General features: G+C 73.0%; 14 protein-coding genes. 8 read left to right on the top strand and 6 right to left on the bottom strand.

The genetic code is table 11. The features are described 5' to 3' along the window. Positions 1-72: 72 nt before the first annotated feature. From ACWF41_RS02070 to ACWF41_RS02055, 4 genes are read left to right on the top strand one after another with little or no spacing between them, the layout of a single operon-like run. A complete protein-coding gene (locus ACWF41_RS02070; RefSeq protein WP_380321764.1) occupies positions 73-1716 on the top strand; it encodes an ABC transporter substrate-binding protein in 1644 nt (547 codons plus the stop codon). Positions 1717-1737: 21 nt separating this feature from the next. Then, positions 1738-2781: an ABC transporter permease gene (locus ACWF41_RS02065; protein ID WP_380321761.1), complete on the top strand. Its 1044-nt coding sequence runs from the start codon at positions 1738-1740 to the stop codon at positions 2779-2781. Continuing rightward, entirely contained in the window at positions 2781-3869 is a 1089-nt protein-coding gene (locus ACWF41_RS02060; RefSeq protein WP_380321758.1) for an ABC transporter permease, read from the top strand. Before ACWF41_RS02065 ends, ACWF41_RS02060 begins: the two co-directional genes overlap by 1 nt. After that, positions 3866-5584 carry a dipeptide ABC transporter ATP-binding protein gene (locus ACWF41_RS02055; RefSeq protein ID WP_380321755.1) on the top strand — a complete coding sequence of 573 codons (1719 nt, stop codon included), beginning with the start codon at positions 3866-3868 and terminating at the stop codon, positions 5582-5584. Before ACWF41_RS02060 ends, ACWF41_RS02055 begins: the two co-directional genes overlap by 4 nt. Positions 5585-5894: 310 nt before the next feature. On the opposite strand, the gene ACWF41_RS02050 is transcribed toward ACWF41_RS02055, so the two are convergent. Together ACWF41_RS02050 and ACWF41_RS02045 are read right to left on the bottom strand one after the other, a co-directional pair. Then, a complete protein-coding gene (locus ACWF41_RS02050) occupies positions 5895-6977 on the bottom strand; it encodes a DMT family transporter (protein WP_452181911.1) in 1083 nt (360 codons plus the stop codon). Further along, positions 6974-7795 carry an SDR family NAD(P)-dependent oxidoreductase gene (locus ACWF41_RS02045; protein WP_380321749.1) on the bottom strand — a complete coding sequence of 274 codons (822 nt, stop codon included), beginning with the start codon at positions 7793-7795 and terminating at the stop codon, positions 6974-6976. Before ACWF41_RS02045 ends, ACWF41_RS02050 begins: the two co-directional genes overlap by 4 nt. 160 nt (positions 7796-7955) lie before the next feature. Between ACWF41_RS02045 and ACWF41_RS02040 the strand changes: the two genes are divergently transcribed. Beyond that, the gene (locus ACWF41_RS02040) at positions 7956-8531 is read left to right on the top strand and encodes a TetR/AcrR family transcriptional regulator (protein ID WP_380321746.1); all 576 of its coding nucleotides are present in this window, start codon (positions 7956-7958) and stop codon (positions 8529-8531) included. A 6-nt stretch (positions 8532-8537) separates the two neighbouring features. Here the strand turns inward: ACWF41_RS02040 and ACWF41_RS02035 are convergent, their stop codons facing one another. Further along, positions 8538-8966, bottom strand: a complete 429-nt coding sequence (locus ACWF41_RS02035) for a winged helix-turn-helix transcriptional regulator (RefSeq protein ID WP_380321743.1) — start codon at positions 8964-8966, stop codon at positions 8538-8540. A 109-nt stretch (positions 8967-9075) separates the two neighbouring features. Here ACWF41_RS02035 and ACWF41_RS02030 point away from each other — a divergent pair, with 109 nt between their 5' ends. After that, a complete protein-coding gene (locus ACWF41_RS02030; RefSeq protein WP_380321740.1) occupies positions 9076-9945 on the top strand; it encodes an SDR family NAD(P)-dependent oxidoreductase in 870 nt (289 codons plus the stop codon). On the opposite strand, the gene ACWF41_RS02025 is transcribed toward ACWF41_RS02030, so the two are convergent. Beyond that, positions 9942-11108, bottom strand: coding sequence for an FAD-dependent monooxygenase (locus tag ACWF41_RS02025; protein ID WP_380321738.1), 1167 nt, complete (start codon positions 11106-11108; stop codon positions 9942-9944). The two genes, ACWF41_RS02030 and ACWF41_RS02025, sit on opposite strands and share 4 nt — an antisense overlap. Positions 11109-11176: 68 nt before the next feature. Between ACWF41_RS02025 and ACWF41_RS02020 the strand changes: the two genes are divergently transcribed. Further along, positions 11177-11767, top strand: a complete 591-nt coding sequence (locus ACWF41_RS02020) for a TetR/AcrR family transcriptional regulator (protein WP_380321735.1) — start codon at positions 11177-11179, stop codon at positions 11765-11767. Between the two features lie 72 nt (positions 11768-11839). Here ACWF41_RS02020 and aroA read toward each other — a convergent pair whose 3' ends face one another. Then, entirely contained in the window at positions 11840-13078 is a 1239-nt protein-coding gene (gene aroA, locus ACWF41_RS02015; protein WP_380321732.1) for a 3-phosphoshikimate 1-carboxyvinyltransferase, read from the bottom strand. Between the two features lie 43 nt (positions 13079-13121). Further along, the gene (locus tag ACWF41_RS02010; protein WP_380321729.1) at positions 13122-13961 is read right to left on the bottom strand and encodes a CPBP family intramembrane glutamic endopeptidase; all 840 of its coding nucleotides are present in this window, start codon (positions 13959-13961) and stop codon (positions 13122-13124) included. A gap of 129 nt (positions 13962-14090) precedes the next feature. Here ACWF41_RS02010 and ACWF41_RS02005 point away from each other — a divergent pair, with 129 nt between their 5' ends. After that, positions 14091-14591 carry a peptidoglycan-binding domain-containing protein gene (locus ACWF41_RS02005; RefSeq protein WP_380321726.1) on the top strand — a complete coding sequence of 167 codons (501 nt, stop codon included), beginning with the start codon at positions 14091-14093 and terminating at the stop codon, positions 14589-14591. Positions 14592-14654 lie beyond the last annotated feature (63 nt).

Raw genomic sequence — 14654 nt, 5'->3', positions numbered from 1 at the left:
AGAGACGCCCGCATCGCCACGAGCCCGCGGCCACCCGCCGTGGGCCGGCCTGGACGAAGGGGACCTGAGACCATGAGTGCCATCAGAGGCTCGCGACGGCTGATCACCGGCGCCGCAGGAACGGCAGTGCTGGCGCTGGTGCTGACCGCGTGCGGCGGCGGTTCCGGTGACGGCGGCAGCGGGGACGGCGGCGGTGCCGCCGAGTCGATGATCATCGGTACGACGGACAAGATCACGTCCCTCGACCCGGCCGGCTCGTACGACAACGGCTCGTTCGCCGTGATGAACCAGGTCTACCCGTTCCTCATGAACACGCCGTACGGCAGCCCGGACGTGGAGCCGGACATCGCGGAGTCGGCCGAGTTCACGTCGCCCAAGGAGTACACGGTCAAGCTCAAGCCGGGCCTCAAGTGGGCCAACGGCAACGACCTGACCTCCTCGGACGTCAAGTTCACGTTCGACCGGCAGCTGAAGATCGCGGACGAGAACGGCCCGTCGTCGCTGCTCTACAACCTCGACTCGGTCGAGACCCCGGACGACACGACCGTCGTCTTCAAGCTGAAGAGCGCGAACGACCAGATCTTCCCGCAGATCCTGTCGTCGCCCGTGGGCCCGATCGTCGACGAGGACGTCTTCTCGCCCGACGCGGTCACGGACGACACGACGATCGTGGACGGCAAGGCGTTCGCCGGGCAGTACTCGATCACCGGCTACAAGCTGAACGAGCTGGTCAGCTACGAGAAGTACGACGGCTACCAGGGTGTCCTCGGCGCCGCGAAGACGCCGAAGATCAACGTCAAGTACTTCACGGACGCCTCCAACCTCAAGCTCGAGGTGCAGGACGGCTCGGTCGACGTCGCGTTCCGCTCCCTGTCGCCCACCGACATCGAGGACCTCGGCAAGGACGACAAGGTCCAGGTCGTCACGGGCCCCGGTGGCGAGACGCGCTACATCGTCTTCAACTTCAACACCCAGCCGTACGGCGAGAAGCAGCCCGACGCCGACCCGAAGAAGGCGACCGCGGTGCGCCAGGCCGTGGCCGACCTCATCGACCGCCAGGCGCTGGCCGACCAGGTCTACAAGGGCACCTACACCCCGCTGTACTCCTTCGTGCCCGACGGGCTGACCGGCGCCACGGAGCCGCTCAAGGAGAAGTACGGCGACGGTCAGGGCGGGCCCGACGCGGACAAGGCGAAGCAGACGCTCGCCGACGCCGGCGTCACCACCCCGGTGGAGCTGAACCTGCAGTACTCGAACGACCACTACGGCCCGTCGTCCGGCGACGAGTACGCGCTCATCAAGGACCAGCTCGAGGGCAGCGGCCTGTTCAAGGTCAACCTGCAGACCACGGAGTGGGTGCAGTACTCGAAGGACCGCACCGCCGACGTCTACCCGGCGTACCAGCTCGGCTGGTTCCCGGACTACTCGGACGCCGACAACTACCTCACGCCGTTCTTCCTCAAGGAGAACTTCCTGGGCAACCACTACGTGAACCAGGACGTGGAGGACATGATCCTCGAGCAGGCCGTCACGGCCGACGAGGCGAAGCGCACCGAGCTGCTGGGCAAGATCCAGGACACCGAGGCCGACGACCTGTCGACCGTCCCGTACCTGCAGGGCGCGCAGGTCGCCGTCACCGGCAAGGACGTCACCGGGACCAAGGACACGCTCGACGCGTCGTTCAAGTTCCGCTACGGCGCGCTGGCCAAGGGCTGAGAGACGGACTGAGCTCTTCCCGTGGCCTCACGTAGTACGGCAGGAAGCGCACTGGGACGCTACATCCTGGTGCGCTTCCTGCTCATCATCCCGACCGTGTTCATCCTGGTCACCACGGTCTTCGTGCTCATGCGCGCGACCGGTGACCCCATCACGGCCGCGCTGGGCGGCAAGCTGCCGCCCGACCAGCTCCAGGAGCTGATCCACGCGGCCGGTTACGACCGTCCGATCGTCGCCCAGTACTGGGACTACCTCACCAGCGTCTTCTCCGGCGACTTCGGCACCACCATCAGCGACAACCAGCCGGTGACGCAGGTGCTCACCACGTACGGCGCGGCCACGCTGGAGCTCGCGTTCTACGCGATCGTCGTCGCCCTCGTCCTCGGCGTCCCGTTCGGCATGCTCGCGGGCTACTTCCGCGACCGCCTGCCCGACGCCGTGCTGCGGATCCTCGCGATCCTCGCCTACGCGACGCCGGTGTTCTTCGCGGGTCTGATCCTCAAGCTCGTGTTCTCCGTGTGGCTGGGCTGGTTCCCCGTCGCGGGGCGCGTGTCCACCGACGGCGAGATCTCCATGCAGCTCGCCGGGGCGGACTCCGGGTTCATGCTGATCGACGCCTTCAAGACCGGGGACCCGGCCGTCGTGCTCGACGTGCTGTCGCACGCGTTCCTGCCCGCGCTCGCGCTCGGCCTGCTCACGGCCGGCGTGTTCCTGCGGCTGGTGCGCACCAACATGATCGGCACGCTCGGCGCGGGGTACGTCGACGCGGCGCGCTCGCGCGGCGTCAAGGAGAGCCGCCTGGTGCGCAAGCACGCCTGGCGACCGGCGCTCATCCCGATCATCACCGTGGCCGGCATGCAGGTCGCGATGCTCCTGGTGGGCGCGGTGCTCACCGAGACGACGTTCGAGTGGCGGGGGCTGGGCTTCCAGCTGTCGGAGTACCTGCAGGCGCGCGACTTCGTGGCCGTGCAGGGGATCGTCGTGCTGATGGCCGTCGTGGTGGCGGTGACGAACTTCCTCGTCGACATCATCGCGGCGCTGGTCGACCCGAGGGTGAGGTACTGATGACCGCGGGAGAGATCACCAGCGTCGGCACGGCCGGCGCGGCCCCCGAGCACCTCGGCGGCAGGGGCGCGTGGTTCCGCAGGCTGCCCGTCGTGCGGCAGGTGCGCCAGAGCGTCGGCCTCCAGCGGGGCATGCTCGTCGCGGGCATCGTGCTCACCGGCGTGTTCGTGCTGGTCGCGGTCCTCGCGCCGCTGCTGGCGCCGTTCGGCTGGTCGCAGCTGCGCGACCTCGACGGCGCGTTCGGCGCCCAGATGCCGCCCAGCGCCGAGCACTGGTTCGGCACCACCGTGGGTGGGTACGACGTGCTGTCCCGCGTGGTGTGGGGCGCCCGCACGGCGCTCCTGGTCGTGCTGGTCGCCGTGCTGTCCTCGATCGTCGTGGGCGTGCTGCTGGGCCTCGTGTCCGGCTACTTCGGGGGCTGGCTCGACCGCGTGCTCGTGGTCGTGGCGGACGCGATCTACGCGTTCCCGTCCCTGCTGCTCGCGATCCTGCTGGCGATCGTCATCTCGGGCGGCAAGTCGGACATGTGGGGCGGCATCCTCGCCGCCGCGCTGTCGATCACCGTGGTGTTCGTGCCGCAGTACTTCCGGGTGGTGCGTGCCGAGGTGGTGCGTATCAAGGCGGAGGCGTTCGTCGACTCGGCGCGCGTGCTCGGCACGGGGCACTGGCGGATCATGACGCGCCACGTGCTGCGCAACTCCACGCGCACGCTGCCGCTGATCGTCACGCTCAACGCGTCCGAGGCGATCCTCACGCTGGCGGGCCTCGGCTTCCTCGGCTTCGGCATCGAACCGACGGCGGCCGCCGAGTGGGGCTACGACCTGCAGCGCGCGGTCGCCGACGTCACCTCCGGCATCTGGTGGACCGCGCTGTTCCCGGGCCTCGCCATCGTGCTCGCCGCCATGGGCATGACCCTCATGGGCGAGTCGCTCAACGACCTGGCCGACCCGCGGCTGCGGACGCGCGCCCGCGCCGGGCAGGTGTCCGGCGCCGTCGCCGCGACGTCGGTGGAGGCGGACCCGTCGGACCCGGAGACCCCGGCGTCGGCGGAACGCCCGGAGGACAACCCGAAGGGAGACGACGCATGAGCGCCGAAGCGACCAAGGTCGCCGTCGCGTCGAACGGCGCCGTGGCGACGATCACCGACCTCGCGGTCTCGTTCGCCACCGACGCCGGCCCGGTGCGGGCCGTCGACGGCGTCAGCCTCGACGTCCAGCCCGGGGAGGTGCTCGCCGTCGTCGGCGAGTCGGGCTCCGGCAAGACCGTCACGGCCAAGACCATCCTCGGCCTGCTGCCGGAGACGGCGACCACCCGCGGCGCCGTCGTCCTCACGGGGCGCGACGGCACGACGACGGACGTCGTCAACGTCTCCGCGGCGAAGCTGCGCCAGGTGCGCGGGCGCGACGTCGCGATGGTGTTCCAGGAGCCGTCCAGCGTGCTCAACCCCGTGTACACGGTGGGCTGGCAGATCGCGGAGGGCATCCGCGCGCACGGCGACGTGTCGAAGAAGGAGGCGCGGCGCCGGGCGATCGAGGTGCTCGGCACGGTCGGCATCCCCGACCCCGAGCACCGCGTGGACCACTACCCGCACCAGTTCTCGGGCGGGCAGAAGCAGCGCATCGTCATCGCGATGGCGCTGGTGCTGGGGCCGAACCTCATCGTCGCCGACGAGCCCACGACGGCGCTCGACGTCACCGTGCAGGCCGAGATCCTCGACCTGCTGCGCCACCTGCGCGACGAGACGGGCACCGCCATCGTGCTCATCACGCACAACATGGGCGTGGTGGCCGACCTGGCCGACCGCGTCGCCGTGATGTACCAGGGCAAGGTCGTGGAGCAGGCGCCCGTCGACGACCTGTTCGCCGACCCGCAGGCCGAGTACACGAAGGCCCTGCTCAAGGCCGTGCCGCGCGTGGGCGAGGGCACCGCCCGTGCCGTGGAGCGCGCGGCCGACCGCCCCGACGGCTGGGCGGGGTCGGAGCCCGTGGTGCGCGCGGAGGGCCTCACCATCACCTACCCGGGCCGGTTCCGGCAGCCGGCGTTCACCGCGGTGGACGACGTCTCGCTCACCATCCGCCCCGGCGAGGTGCTGGGCCTCGTGGGGGAGTCCGGCTCCGGCAAGACGACGATCGCCCGCGCCATGGCCGGCCTCACGCCCGTCAGCGGCGGGTCGCTGCGGGTGCTCGGCACGGAGATGCTCGGCGCCCGCGGTCGCGACCTCAAGGCGATGCGGCCCCGGCTGGGCTTCGTCTTCCAGGACCCGGCCACGTCGTTCAACCCGCTGCTGACCATCGCCGAGTGCGTGGCCGAGCCCCTGGTCGTGCACGGCCGGGCCCGCACCCCGGAGGCGGCGCGCGCCCGCGTGGACGAGCTGCTCGAGGCGGTGCAGCTGCCCCGCAGCTACGGCGACCGCTACCCGCACGAGCTGTCCGGCGGGCAGCGGCAGCGCGCGTCCCTGGCCCGCGGCCTGGCCCTGGACCCGGAGCTGCTCATCGCGGACGAGCCGACGTCGGCGCTCGACGTGTCGGTGCAGGCGCGCGTGCTGGAGCTCTTCGCCGAGCTGCAGAAGGAGCTGGGCTTCGCCTGCCTGTTCGTGTCGCACGACCTCGCCGTCGTCGACCTCCTCGCCGACCGGATCGCGGTGCTGTACCGCGGCCACCTCGTCGAGGAGGGGACGGGCGAGCAGGTGCTCGGCAGCCCGCGCGAGGACTACACCAAGCAGCTCCTGGCGTCGCTGCCCATCCCGGACCCGGCCGCGCAGGCCGAGCACCGGGCCGGGCTGCACGCCCTGACGGAAGGCTGACCCGCGTGGAGATCCTGTTCCTCGTGGTCCCGGCGGTCATGGCCGTGTTCGGGCTGTGGACGATCGTGGGAGCGGTGCGCGCCATCGCGGGCGTGCGCGGGCTCGAGAGGTCGGGCCAGGAGACGCAGGGCCGCGTGCTGCGCAGCCATCTGCAGCACTCCACGAGCGGCTCCGGGGAGAACCGGACCGTGACGAGCCGGCTCGTGGAGACCATCGAGTTCCCCACGCTCGACGGGCGCCGGATCCGCGCGGTGCCGACCTACTCCGACGTCGGCATGCTGGACCGGTCGGAGAGCGACGTGCGCGTCGTCTACGACCCCTCGCGGCCCGAGCGGTTCATCGCGCCCCAGGGCGCCCGCATGGGGACCGGACGGTACGTGGGGCGGATCGTCTTCGCGCTGTTCTTCCTCGGCTTCGTCGCGTTCTTCGTGACCGTCTCCCAGGGCATGATGTCCGGCTTCGGGGGCTTCCCCTCGCCGCCCGGCTTCTGACGGTCGTCGTCGTCGTCCCCGGCCCCGGTCCCGGCACCGGCCGCGCGGGACCGGAGGCCGACGGCGACGCCGGCCGCGACCAGCAGCGCCCCCGCGACGTCGGCGGCGCCCACGTGCCCGATCCCGAGGGCGACGGTCGTGAGCAGCGCGCCGACGGGGACCAGGCCGGCGAACAGGCCGGCGCGGTCGGGGCCGAGGCGGCCCAGCGCGTCGTACCAGAGGAAGAACGCGGCCGCCGTGACCACGGCGCCGAGGTAGGCGAAGGCCGCCGCCTCGCCGAGCGTGGGGAGGCGCAGGGCGGCGGTGCCGTCGAGCGCGAGGCCGGCCACGAGCAGCAGCGGCACGGCCAGGACGGCGGGGTAGGCGGCGACGCGCAGCGGCCCGAGCCGCGGCAGCAGCGGCACGGCGAGCAGCGAGAACGCCACCTCGCCCGCGAGGGCACCCAGCGACAGGAGCAGGCCCGCGAGGCTGCCCGATCCGAGCCCGGCGGCGACGGCCGTGCCGAGCGCCACCACAACGGCGGCCGCCACGGTCCGCGGGGCGGGCCGCCTGCGCTCCAGCAGGGGGCCGACGAGCGCGAGGACGAGCGGCACGCCCCCGACGACGGCGCCGATCATGGCCGGCCCGGCGTGCCGGGTCGCCTCGACGAGGAAGACGTTGAACCCGGCCAGGCCCGTCACGGCGAGCGCGACCAGGAGCAGGACGTCGCGCCCCGTCAGGCGCACCCGCGGCAGGCGGCGGTGGCGCACGACGGCGAGCAGGATCGCCGCGGCGAGGGCGTAGCGCAGGGCCTGCCCGGTGAGCACCGGGTAGTCGGCGACGGTGGCCGTGACCGCCGTCGACGTGCCGACCAGCAGCATCGCGGCGGCGGCTCCGGCGGCGGCGCGGGCGGCGGCGCTCACGCGGCGGCCGCCGGGGCGTCCGCGGCGGTGTCCTGCGCGGGGGCGAGCACCTTGCGGGTGACGCGCTCGGCGAGCGCAGCCACGAGAGTCCGAGGGCGGCGCGGCGTGAGGTGCGCGGTCAGGGCGTTGCCGAGGCCGGGGGCGGCGTACCCGCGGTCGCGGTCCAGCGCGCGCAGGGCGGCGCGCACCACGGGCGGCGGGGTGGTCATGGCGCCGGTGACGGCGGCCCGCCGGGTGCCGATGGCGTCGAAGAAGCCGGTCTCGACGGGGCCGGGGCACAGGGTCAGGACGCGGACGCCGCGGCCGCGGTACTCCTGCCGCAGCGCCAGGCCGAAGCTCAGCACGAACGCCTTCGCCGCGCCGTAGACGGCGAAGTATGGGGACGGCTGGAAGGCGGCGTTCGAGGCGACGTTGACGACGGCGCCGCCGCCCCGGGCGAGCATGCCCGGCAGCAGCGCGTGGGTGAGGTCGACGAGCGCGACGACGTTCACCATGAGCTGGTCGTGGTCGCGCGGCCCGTCGATGTCCTCGAACCGGCCGCAGGTGCCGAACCCGGCGTTGTTGACGAGCAGGTCGACGTCGAGGCCGCGGTCGGCCAGGTCGCCCGCGACGTGGCGTCCGGCGTCCGGCGCGGCGAGGTCCTGGACCAGCACGTGGGCGGCGACGCCGTGCGCGGCCCGCAGGCGCTCGGCGAGCGCGGCGAGACGGTCGACGGACCGGGCCACCAGGACGACGTCGTGGCCGCGGGCCGCGAGCTGCTCGGCGAACTCCGCGCCGAGCCCGGACGAGGCTCCCGTGATCAGGGCGGTGGTGGGCACGATCTGCTCCTTTGGTCGACGACAACTGAGTGTGAGCGTAGCGGTTAGATGCTGATATGCAACAGTGCTGACGCAGATAATGAGATTGTTGCATCGACCCGGTACCGTGTGCAGGGTCGGGCGGGATGCGCGACGGCACGGCAGAACCAGGGGAGGCGCGATGGGCGGGACGGCAGCCAGGCCGCTGCGGGCGGACGCGGAGCGCAGCGTGCGCGCGATCCTCGAGGCGGCGGAGCGGGTGCTCGTGGACGACCCGGCCGCGTCGCTGGAGCAGATCGCCGCGGCTGCGGGGGTGGCCCGCACCACCGTGCACCGCCGGTTCGCCAGCCGGCAGGCGCTGATCGAGGCGCTGACGGCGTCGGCGGTCCAGCAGCTCGCGCAGGCGGTGGACGACGGCCGCCCGGACACGGCGCCACCGCTCGTGGCGATGCACCGGATCACCGCCAACGTGCTGCAGGTCAAGAGCGCGTGGGCGTTCGCCCTCGGGCTCCCGGCGGACCCGGGCGGCGAGGCCGCGGCCCTCCAGCAGGACGTCGACCGCCGGTGCGTCGCCGTGCTCGAGCGGGCCCGCGCGGACGGCGTCGTCGACTCCGGCGCCGACCTCGACTGGGTGCGCCGCGTCTACTACGCGCTGATCGGGGAGTCGCTGCGGGAGGTCGCGGCGGGCGCCGACCCCGACGCCCTGGCCGCTCGCATCGTCGACACCCTGCTGCGCGGCGCCGGGCCGCGGGGCTGAGCCGGCCTACGACGACGCAGGCGCGGCGTCCGCCCCGAGTGTCGCGACGTCTCGATCGCTGACGGAGGCGCTCGTCGACCGCGCGGCAGCGATCTCGGCGCGGTGTTCCACGACCCAGTCGGCAAGGGCTGAGAGAGGGACGAGCAGGGACCGTCCGAGCGGGGTGAGTCGGTACTCGACGCTGGGCGGCGTGGTGGGGAACACCTCGCGATGGACCAGGCCGTCGGTCTCCAGGCCGCGGAGCGTGCGGGTCAGCATGCGTTGGCTGATGGTCGCGATGGCGCGGTGGAGCTCGTTGAACCGATACGGGCGCTTGCCCAGCAGCACGACGACCAGGACCGACCACTTGTCGCCGACCCGGCGCAGCACCTCGGTGACCGGGCACTGGTCGTACTCCTCGGCCGGCACCGGGTCGGGCAGGAGGGCGCTCACCATCGAGGGCACATCCGTGTGCGTACCGGACGTCACACTGCCTCCTTGTGCGGCCGAGGACGGTTACTGACCATGGTGGTGCAGACAAAGAGTAACTACCCGGGAGCCGCTCATGCCCGTCCAGGAATCGTCCTCGCGCCGGCCGCGCGTCGTCGTCATCAGCGGTGGTACCGACGGGATGGGGCGCGCCCTGGCCCTCGCCCGCGCCGCACGCGGCGACCAGGTCGTCGCGCTCGGCAGCAATCCCGACAAGGGGCGGCGGCTGGTCGCCGAGGCGGACGGGATCGGGGGCGGCGGTCGGGTGCAGTTCCTCCGGGCCGACCTGTCCGGCGTCGCGGCCACCCGGCGGGCGATCCGCGAGATCGCCGCCCGCCACGAGGTCGTCGATGCGCTGTGCCTCTTCGCCAACCGGCAGTCCCCCGACCGCACGACGACGCCCGAAGGCCTCGAACGCACCTTCGCGCTCTACTACCTCAGCCGTTACCTGCTCGGCCATGAGCTCTCGCCGCTGCTGCGCCGGAGCGCGAGTCCGGTGATCGTCAACGTCGCCGGTGTCGGCATCACCCGTGGTGCGGTCCACTGGGACGACCTCCAGCTCGAGCGCGGATACAGCACGATCACGGCTCAGCTCCAGGCCGGCCGTGCCAACGACCTGCTCGGTGTCGCGTACGCCGCTCAGGCGGACAACCCCGTGCGATACGTCCTGTACCACCCCGGCTTCACGAGGAGCGGTGACCTCAGCCCGTTGCCGGCTGCGGCCCGCCTCGCCATCCGGGTAGCCGGGACGTTCGCCGCGCGTTCCGTCGACCGGTCGGTCGCGCCCGTCCACGGGTTCATCGACCGTCCGCCGCAGGTACCGCTCACGGCGATCGACCGCGGCACCACGCTCCCGCTCACGCTGCGCACGCTCGACCCGGCGGACGCCGAGCGGCTGGCCGAGGTGACCGAGTCGCTGCTCGACGCGCTTCCCGCAGGCTCCTAGACGGTCCCCGCCTCGGGGGCGAGGGGCGGGGTCCGGCCTTGCAGGAGTCGCTCGACGGCGCCCAGCGGGCCGAGGATCGGGAGGCGGGCGAGGGTGTTGCGGAGGCGGATGCCGCCACGGGTCTGCGGGACCATGAGGCGCACGTTCGGGCTGATCCGCTGCCTGCGCCGGACGAGGGCGCGGTGGATCGCCTCGTAACGTGCGAAGGCGGCCCGGGGGTCGCCCTCGGCCCGTGCCAGCTCTCCGGCGAGGCGGAAGGCGCCGACGAGCGCGAGCTCCGCCCCTGCGCCGGAGGCCGGTGAGGCGCACCAGGCGGCGTCACCGACCAGGACGACGCGGCCGTTCGACCAGGAGTCCATCTGCACCTGGGCGAGCGCGTCGAGGTACAGGTGCGGGTCCGCGAGCGCGGTGTCGAGCAGGCGCGGCACGCACCAACCGGTCTCGTCCGCGAACGCCTCGCGCAGCATGCGCCGGTGCTGGTCGGGGTCGCGGTGGTCGTGGCCGAGCGGCCTGGAGCGGAAGGCGAGGTAGGCCTTGGCCTGGGCGTGATGGCCGGAGCGGTAGAGCCCGGCCATCCTGCCGGGCGTGTTGTACATGGTCACGGCGCGGTCGGCCCCGAGCGCGGCGTCGGCGTCGGCGAAGGCGAAGTAGCCGCCCTTGAAGCGGACGAACCTCTCCTCGGGGCCGAAGGCGAGGCGGCGGACGGTGGAGTGCATACCGTCGGCGCCGACGACGAGGTCGAACCGTTCGTCGGGCGCGTGCTCGAAGCCGACGGTCACGCCGCCGTCGTCCTGGCGCAACGCTCGGACGCCGTCGCCGAAGCGGCGGTCGGCCGTGGACCGATCGTGCAGCAGGGCGACCAGGTCGCCGCGCATGATCTCGGTCGCGCCGGGCTCGGCGACGGGGACACGTGCGGTCGTGCGCCCTGCGGCGTCGACGAACTGCATGGCGCGGACGTCGGTCGCGGACGCGCGCACCAGGTCGAGCAGGCCCATGCGGGCGACCGCCTCGACGGCCTGCCCGCGCACGTCGACGCCGTTGCCCCCGGGCCGGGGCGCCCGGGCCCGCTCGGCGATGGTGACGTCGAAGCCGTCCTCGACGAGCCAGTGCGCCGTAGCGAGCCCGGCGATGCTGGCGCCGACGACGAGGATGCGGTGGTTCACGGGGGGTTCCTTCCCGCTAGTATCTGGAACTGACATTCCAGATCAACCATATGGAACGGAGATTCCAGTTGTCAACGCCGACTTCGCGGCCGCCTCGAGCGGACGCGCTCCGCAACCGTCGCCGCGCGCTCGACGCCGCCACCGCGCTCCTCGCCGAGGGCGGTGCGCCCCTCACTGTCGACGCGATCGCCCGGCGCGCCGGCATGGGTGCGGGGACGGTCGTCCGTGCCTTCGGCGGCAAGGACGCGCTCATGGATGCCGCGGTGGCGGAGCTGCTCGAACCGCTCGTGAGCCGCGGGAGGGAGGTCCTCGAGAAGGCGGGCGAGAGGGGCGATCAGGCGCTGCGGACGTTCCTGGCCGAGCTCATGGCGTTCCAGGCGGCGCACCACGCGGTCAGCGATCAGCTCGCCGACCTCGAGCTTCCCGTCACCACCGCGCTCCGTGCCGACCTGGTGCGGGTCGTCGACGCGATGCTCACCAAGGCTCGCAGCCAGGGCTCGATCCGTTCGGACATCGACCCCGCCCTCGTCGCGATCCTCATCGGCGAGACCGTGTTCGCGATCGCCAAGGCCTCGCGCGACGCGCCGGGCCTCGCGGACGCGTACCTCGAGGTTCTGTGGGACGGCCTCGGTGCCCGCGGGGAGCCCGCGTCGTCATGATCGGCGCTCTCGGGACCCGGACGGCAGCCGACGTCGGCGTCCGGACGAGCGTGGGGGGCTTCTCCTCGCCGCTCAGCGCGCGGCGAGCTCCCGCACGGTGGCCGCGAGCCGCTCGTGGAAGTCCGGGAAGGTCTTCTTCACGCAGCCCGGGTCGTCGAGGGTGAGGCCGGGCGTCCGCAGCCCGGCGACGCTGAACGCCATCGCGATCCGGTGGTCGCCGAAGCAGCGGACCTCCGCCGCCCGCGGGACGCCGGGCCGGATCTCGATCCAGTCCGGCCCGGTCTCGACGTCGATCCCCAGCGCGCGCAGGTTGGTGGCGCAGGCGTCGAGGCGGTCGCACTCCTTGACCCTGGTGTTGGCGACGTCGACGATGCGCGTGGGCCCGTCCGCGAACGGCGCGACCGCGGCCAGCGTCGGCATGGTGTCCGAGATGTCGCGCATGTTGACGGTGATGCCGCGGAGCCGGCCCGTGCCCGTGACGGTCGTGGCGCCGGCGTCCTGCTCGACGCGGGCGCCCATCCGGGCGAGTACCTCCACGAAGGCGAGGTCGCCCTGCAGGGCGCCGGTGCCGAGGCCCCGCACGGTGACGGGCTCGCCGAGCAGCGCCGCCGCGGCGAAGAAGTAGCTGGCCGACGACGCGTCGGGCTCGACCGCGTACCGGGTGGCCGTGTACTCGCCCGGCGCGACGCGGTAGACCCGCCCGGACCGCTCCACCTCGACGCCGAAGTCGGCCATCATCGCGGTGGTGATGGCGACGTACGGCTCGGAGACCAGGTCGGTGACCTCGACCGTCAGCCCGTCGCGCATCAGCGGCCCGGCGAGGAGCAGCGCGGTGAGGAACTGGGACGACGTCCCCGCGTCCAGGCGGACCGACCCGCCGCGCAGGCCGGCGGCGGCCACGGTCACGGGGTGGTGGTCGGCGGCGCCCGGGAACTCGAGCGTGGCCCCCAGGTCCGCCAGGGCCCGCGTGAGGGGCGCCATCGGGCGGCGGCGCATCTGCTCCGACGCGTCGAACGCGTAGCGGCCGTGGCCGGCCGCCGCCAGCGTGGGCAGGAACCGGGCCGTCGTGGCGCCGTCGCGCGTGAAGACGTCGGCGGAGCGGCGCGGCGGCCCGGCGGGCGAGCCGTCGATCGTCCAGACCGACGGCCCCTGCTCGACGCCGTAGCCGAGCGTGCGCAGCCCCTCGACGAAGGCCTCGGTGTCGTCGGACGCGAGCGGGTCCACCAGCGTCGTGCGGCCCCGCGCGGCCGCGGCGAGGAACAGCGCCCGCGCGGTGATGGACTTGGAGCCGGGGATCGGGACGACGGTCACGCGCCCGACCGTAGCCGCCCCGTGGCCGGGCCGGCGGGGGTGGTCACAGGCCGAGCGCGTCCTTCCACTCCTGCGGCAGGAGCGCGTACCCGACGAACGCGACGACGTCGAGCAGGGTGTGCGCGACGACCAGCGGGACCACCCGGTTGCGGCCCCACCGGCTGGTGTAGAACCACGAGAACACGATCCCCATGACGACGTTGCCGAAGAACGGCCCGACGCCCTGGTACAGGTGGTAGGAGCCGCGCAGCAGCGAGCTCCACACGATGAACCACAGCCGCGACCAGTCGAGGTCGCGCGTGCGCTCGCGCAGGTACGCGACGGCCACGACCTCCTCCAGCAGGCCGTTCTGCAGGGCGGCGAGGATCAGCACCGGCACGGTCCACCAGTGCTCGTTCAGCGCGCTGGCCTGCACGGACACGGTGATCCCCAGGGCGCGGCCCAGCAGGTAGAACGCGAGCCCGGGGATGCCGATCGCGGCGGCGAGCCCGAACCCCCACGCGACGTCGCGGCCGGGCCGGGCGCCGTCGAGCCCCCAGTCGAGACCGATCCGCCGGCGCGTGCCGGTCCAGGTCGCCGACGCCCGCCCGCTCAGCAGGTAGAGCGCCAGCACGACGGGCACCAGGGCGAAGAAGATCCCCAGGAGCTGGTAGGTGAGGTCGAGGATCGAGCGGTCCGACTGGCTCGCGTTGAGCGTGGCGGTCTGCTCCGCGAGCGGCGTCGGCGCGGTCAGCCGGGCGATGATGTTGACCAGCGCGTACACGCCGCTCTGGCCAAGGCTGAGGCCCAGCACGATCCAGATCTCCGCGGTGGCGCGGCGGCGCTCCGACGGCGTGGTGGCGGGCGCCACGGGCGCCAGGACGGCGGGCTGCTCGGCGGTCACGGGGCCAGCGTAGGACCCGCGGCGGGGAACCTCAGCAGCACCTCAAGGTGGTCACCGGGTGCCGCGCGGGCCGCTCCGAGCCAGGTGCCAGGCAGTTCCCCTCCATGACGCACCATGAAACGAGGAACCATGTCAGCACAGCCAGCAGGACGGCGCTCCCGGCTCCGGTCGGCGGCGCTCGTCGCCGTCGTCGCCCTGGCCGCCTCCCTCGGACTGACGGCGCTCGCCGCGGCGCCGGCATCGGCCGCCGTCCCCGTGTGCCACTCGTCGGTGGCCGTGAAGAAGACCGTCAGCGGCAAGCTCCGCACGGCCCAGATCCCGTCGTACAGCGGCAAGATCACGTGCCAGATGGTCAAGGGCGCCGAGGGCCGCGAGGTGAAGGCGCTCCAGACGACGCTGAAGAAGTGCTACCGCCAGTACGACCTGAACCGGAACCTCGCCGTCGACGGGGAGTTCGGCCCGGACACCAAGCAGGCGCTGAAGAACGCGCAGACGGCCGTCAACAAGGAGTTCGCCGCCCAGGGCAGCTCCAAGCGGATCAGCGTCGACGGCATGTACGGCCCGGAGTCGCGCACGTTCCTGAGGTGGGCGTTCGAGCGCTCGCCCGCGTACTCCTGCCTCCGGCTCTGACGCACCCCGTCGGTGTTGTGGGCGCTCGGTTGGCGCTGTTCCTCCACGGAACAGCGCCAACCG

It is taken from the genome of Isoptericola sp. NPDC055063 (assembly GCF_053608125.1).
Note: the sequence above shows the minus strand (reverse complement) of the source record. Positions and strands in the feature narration are given on the sequence as shown.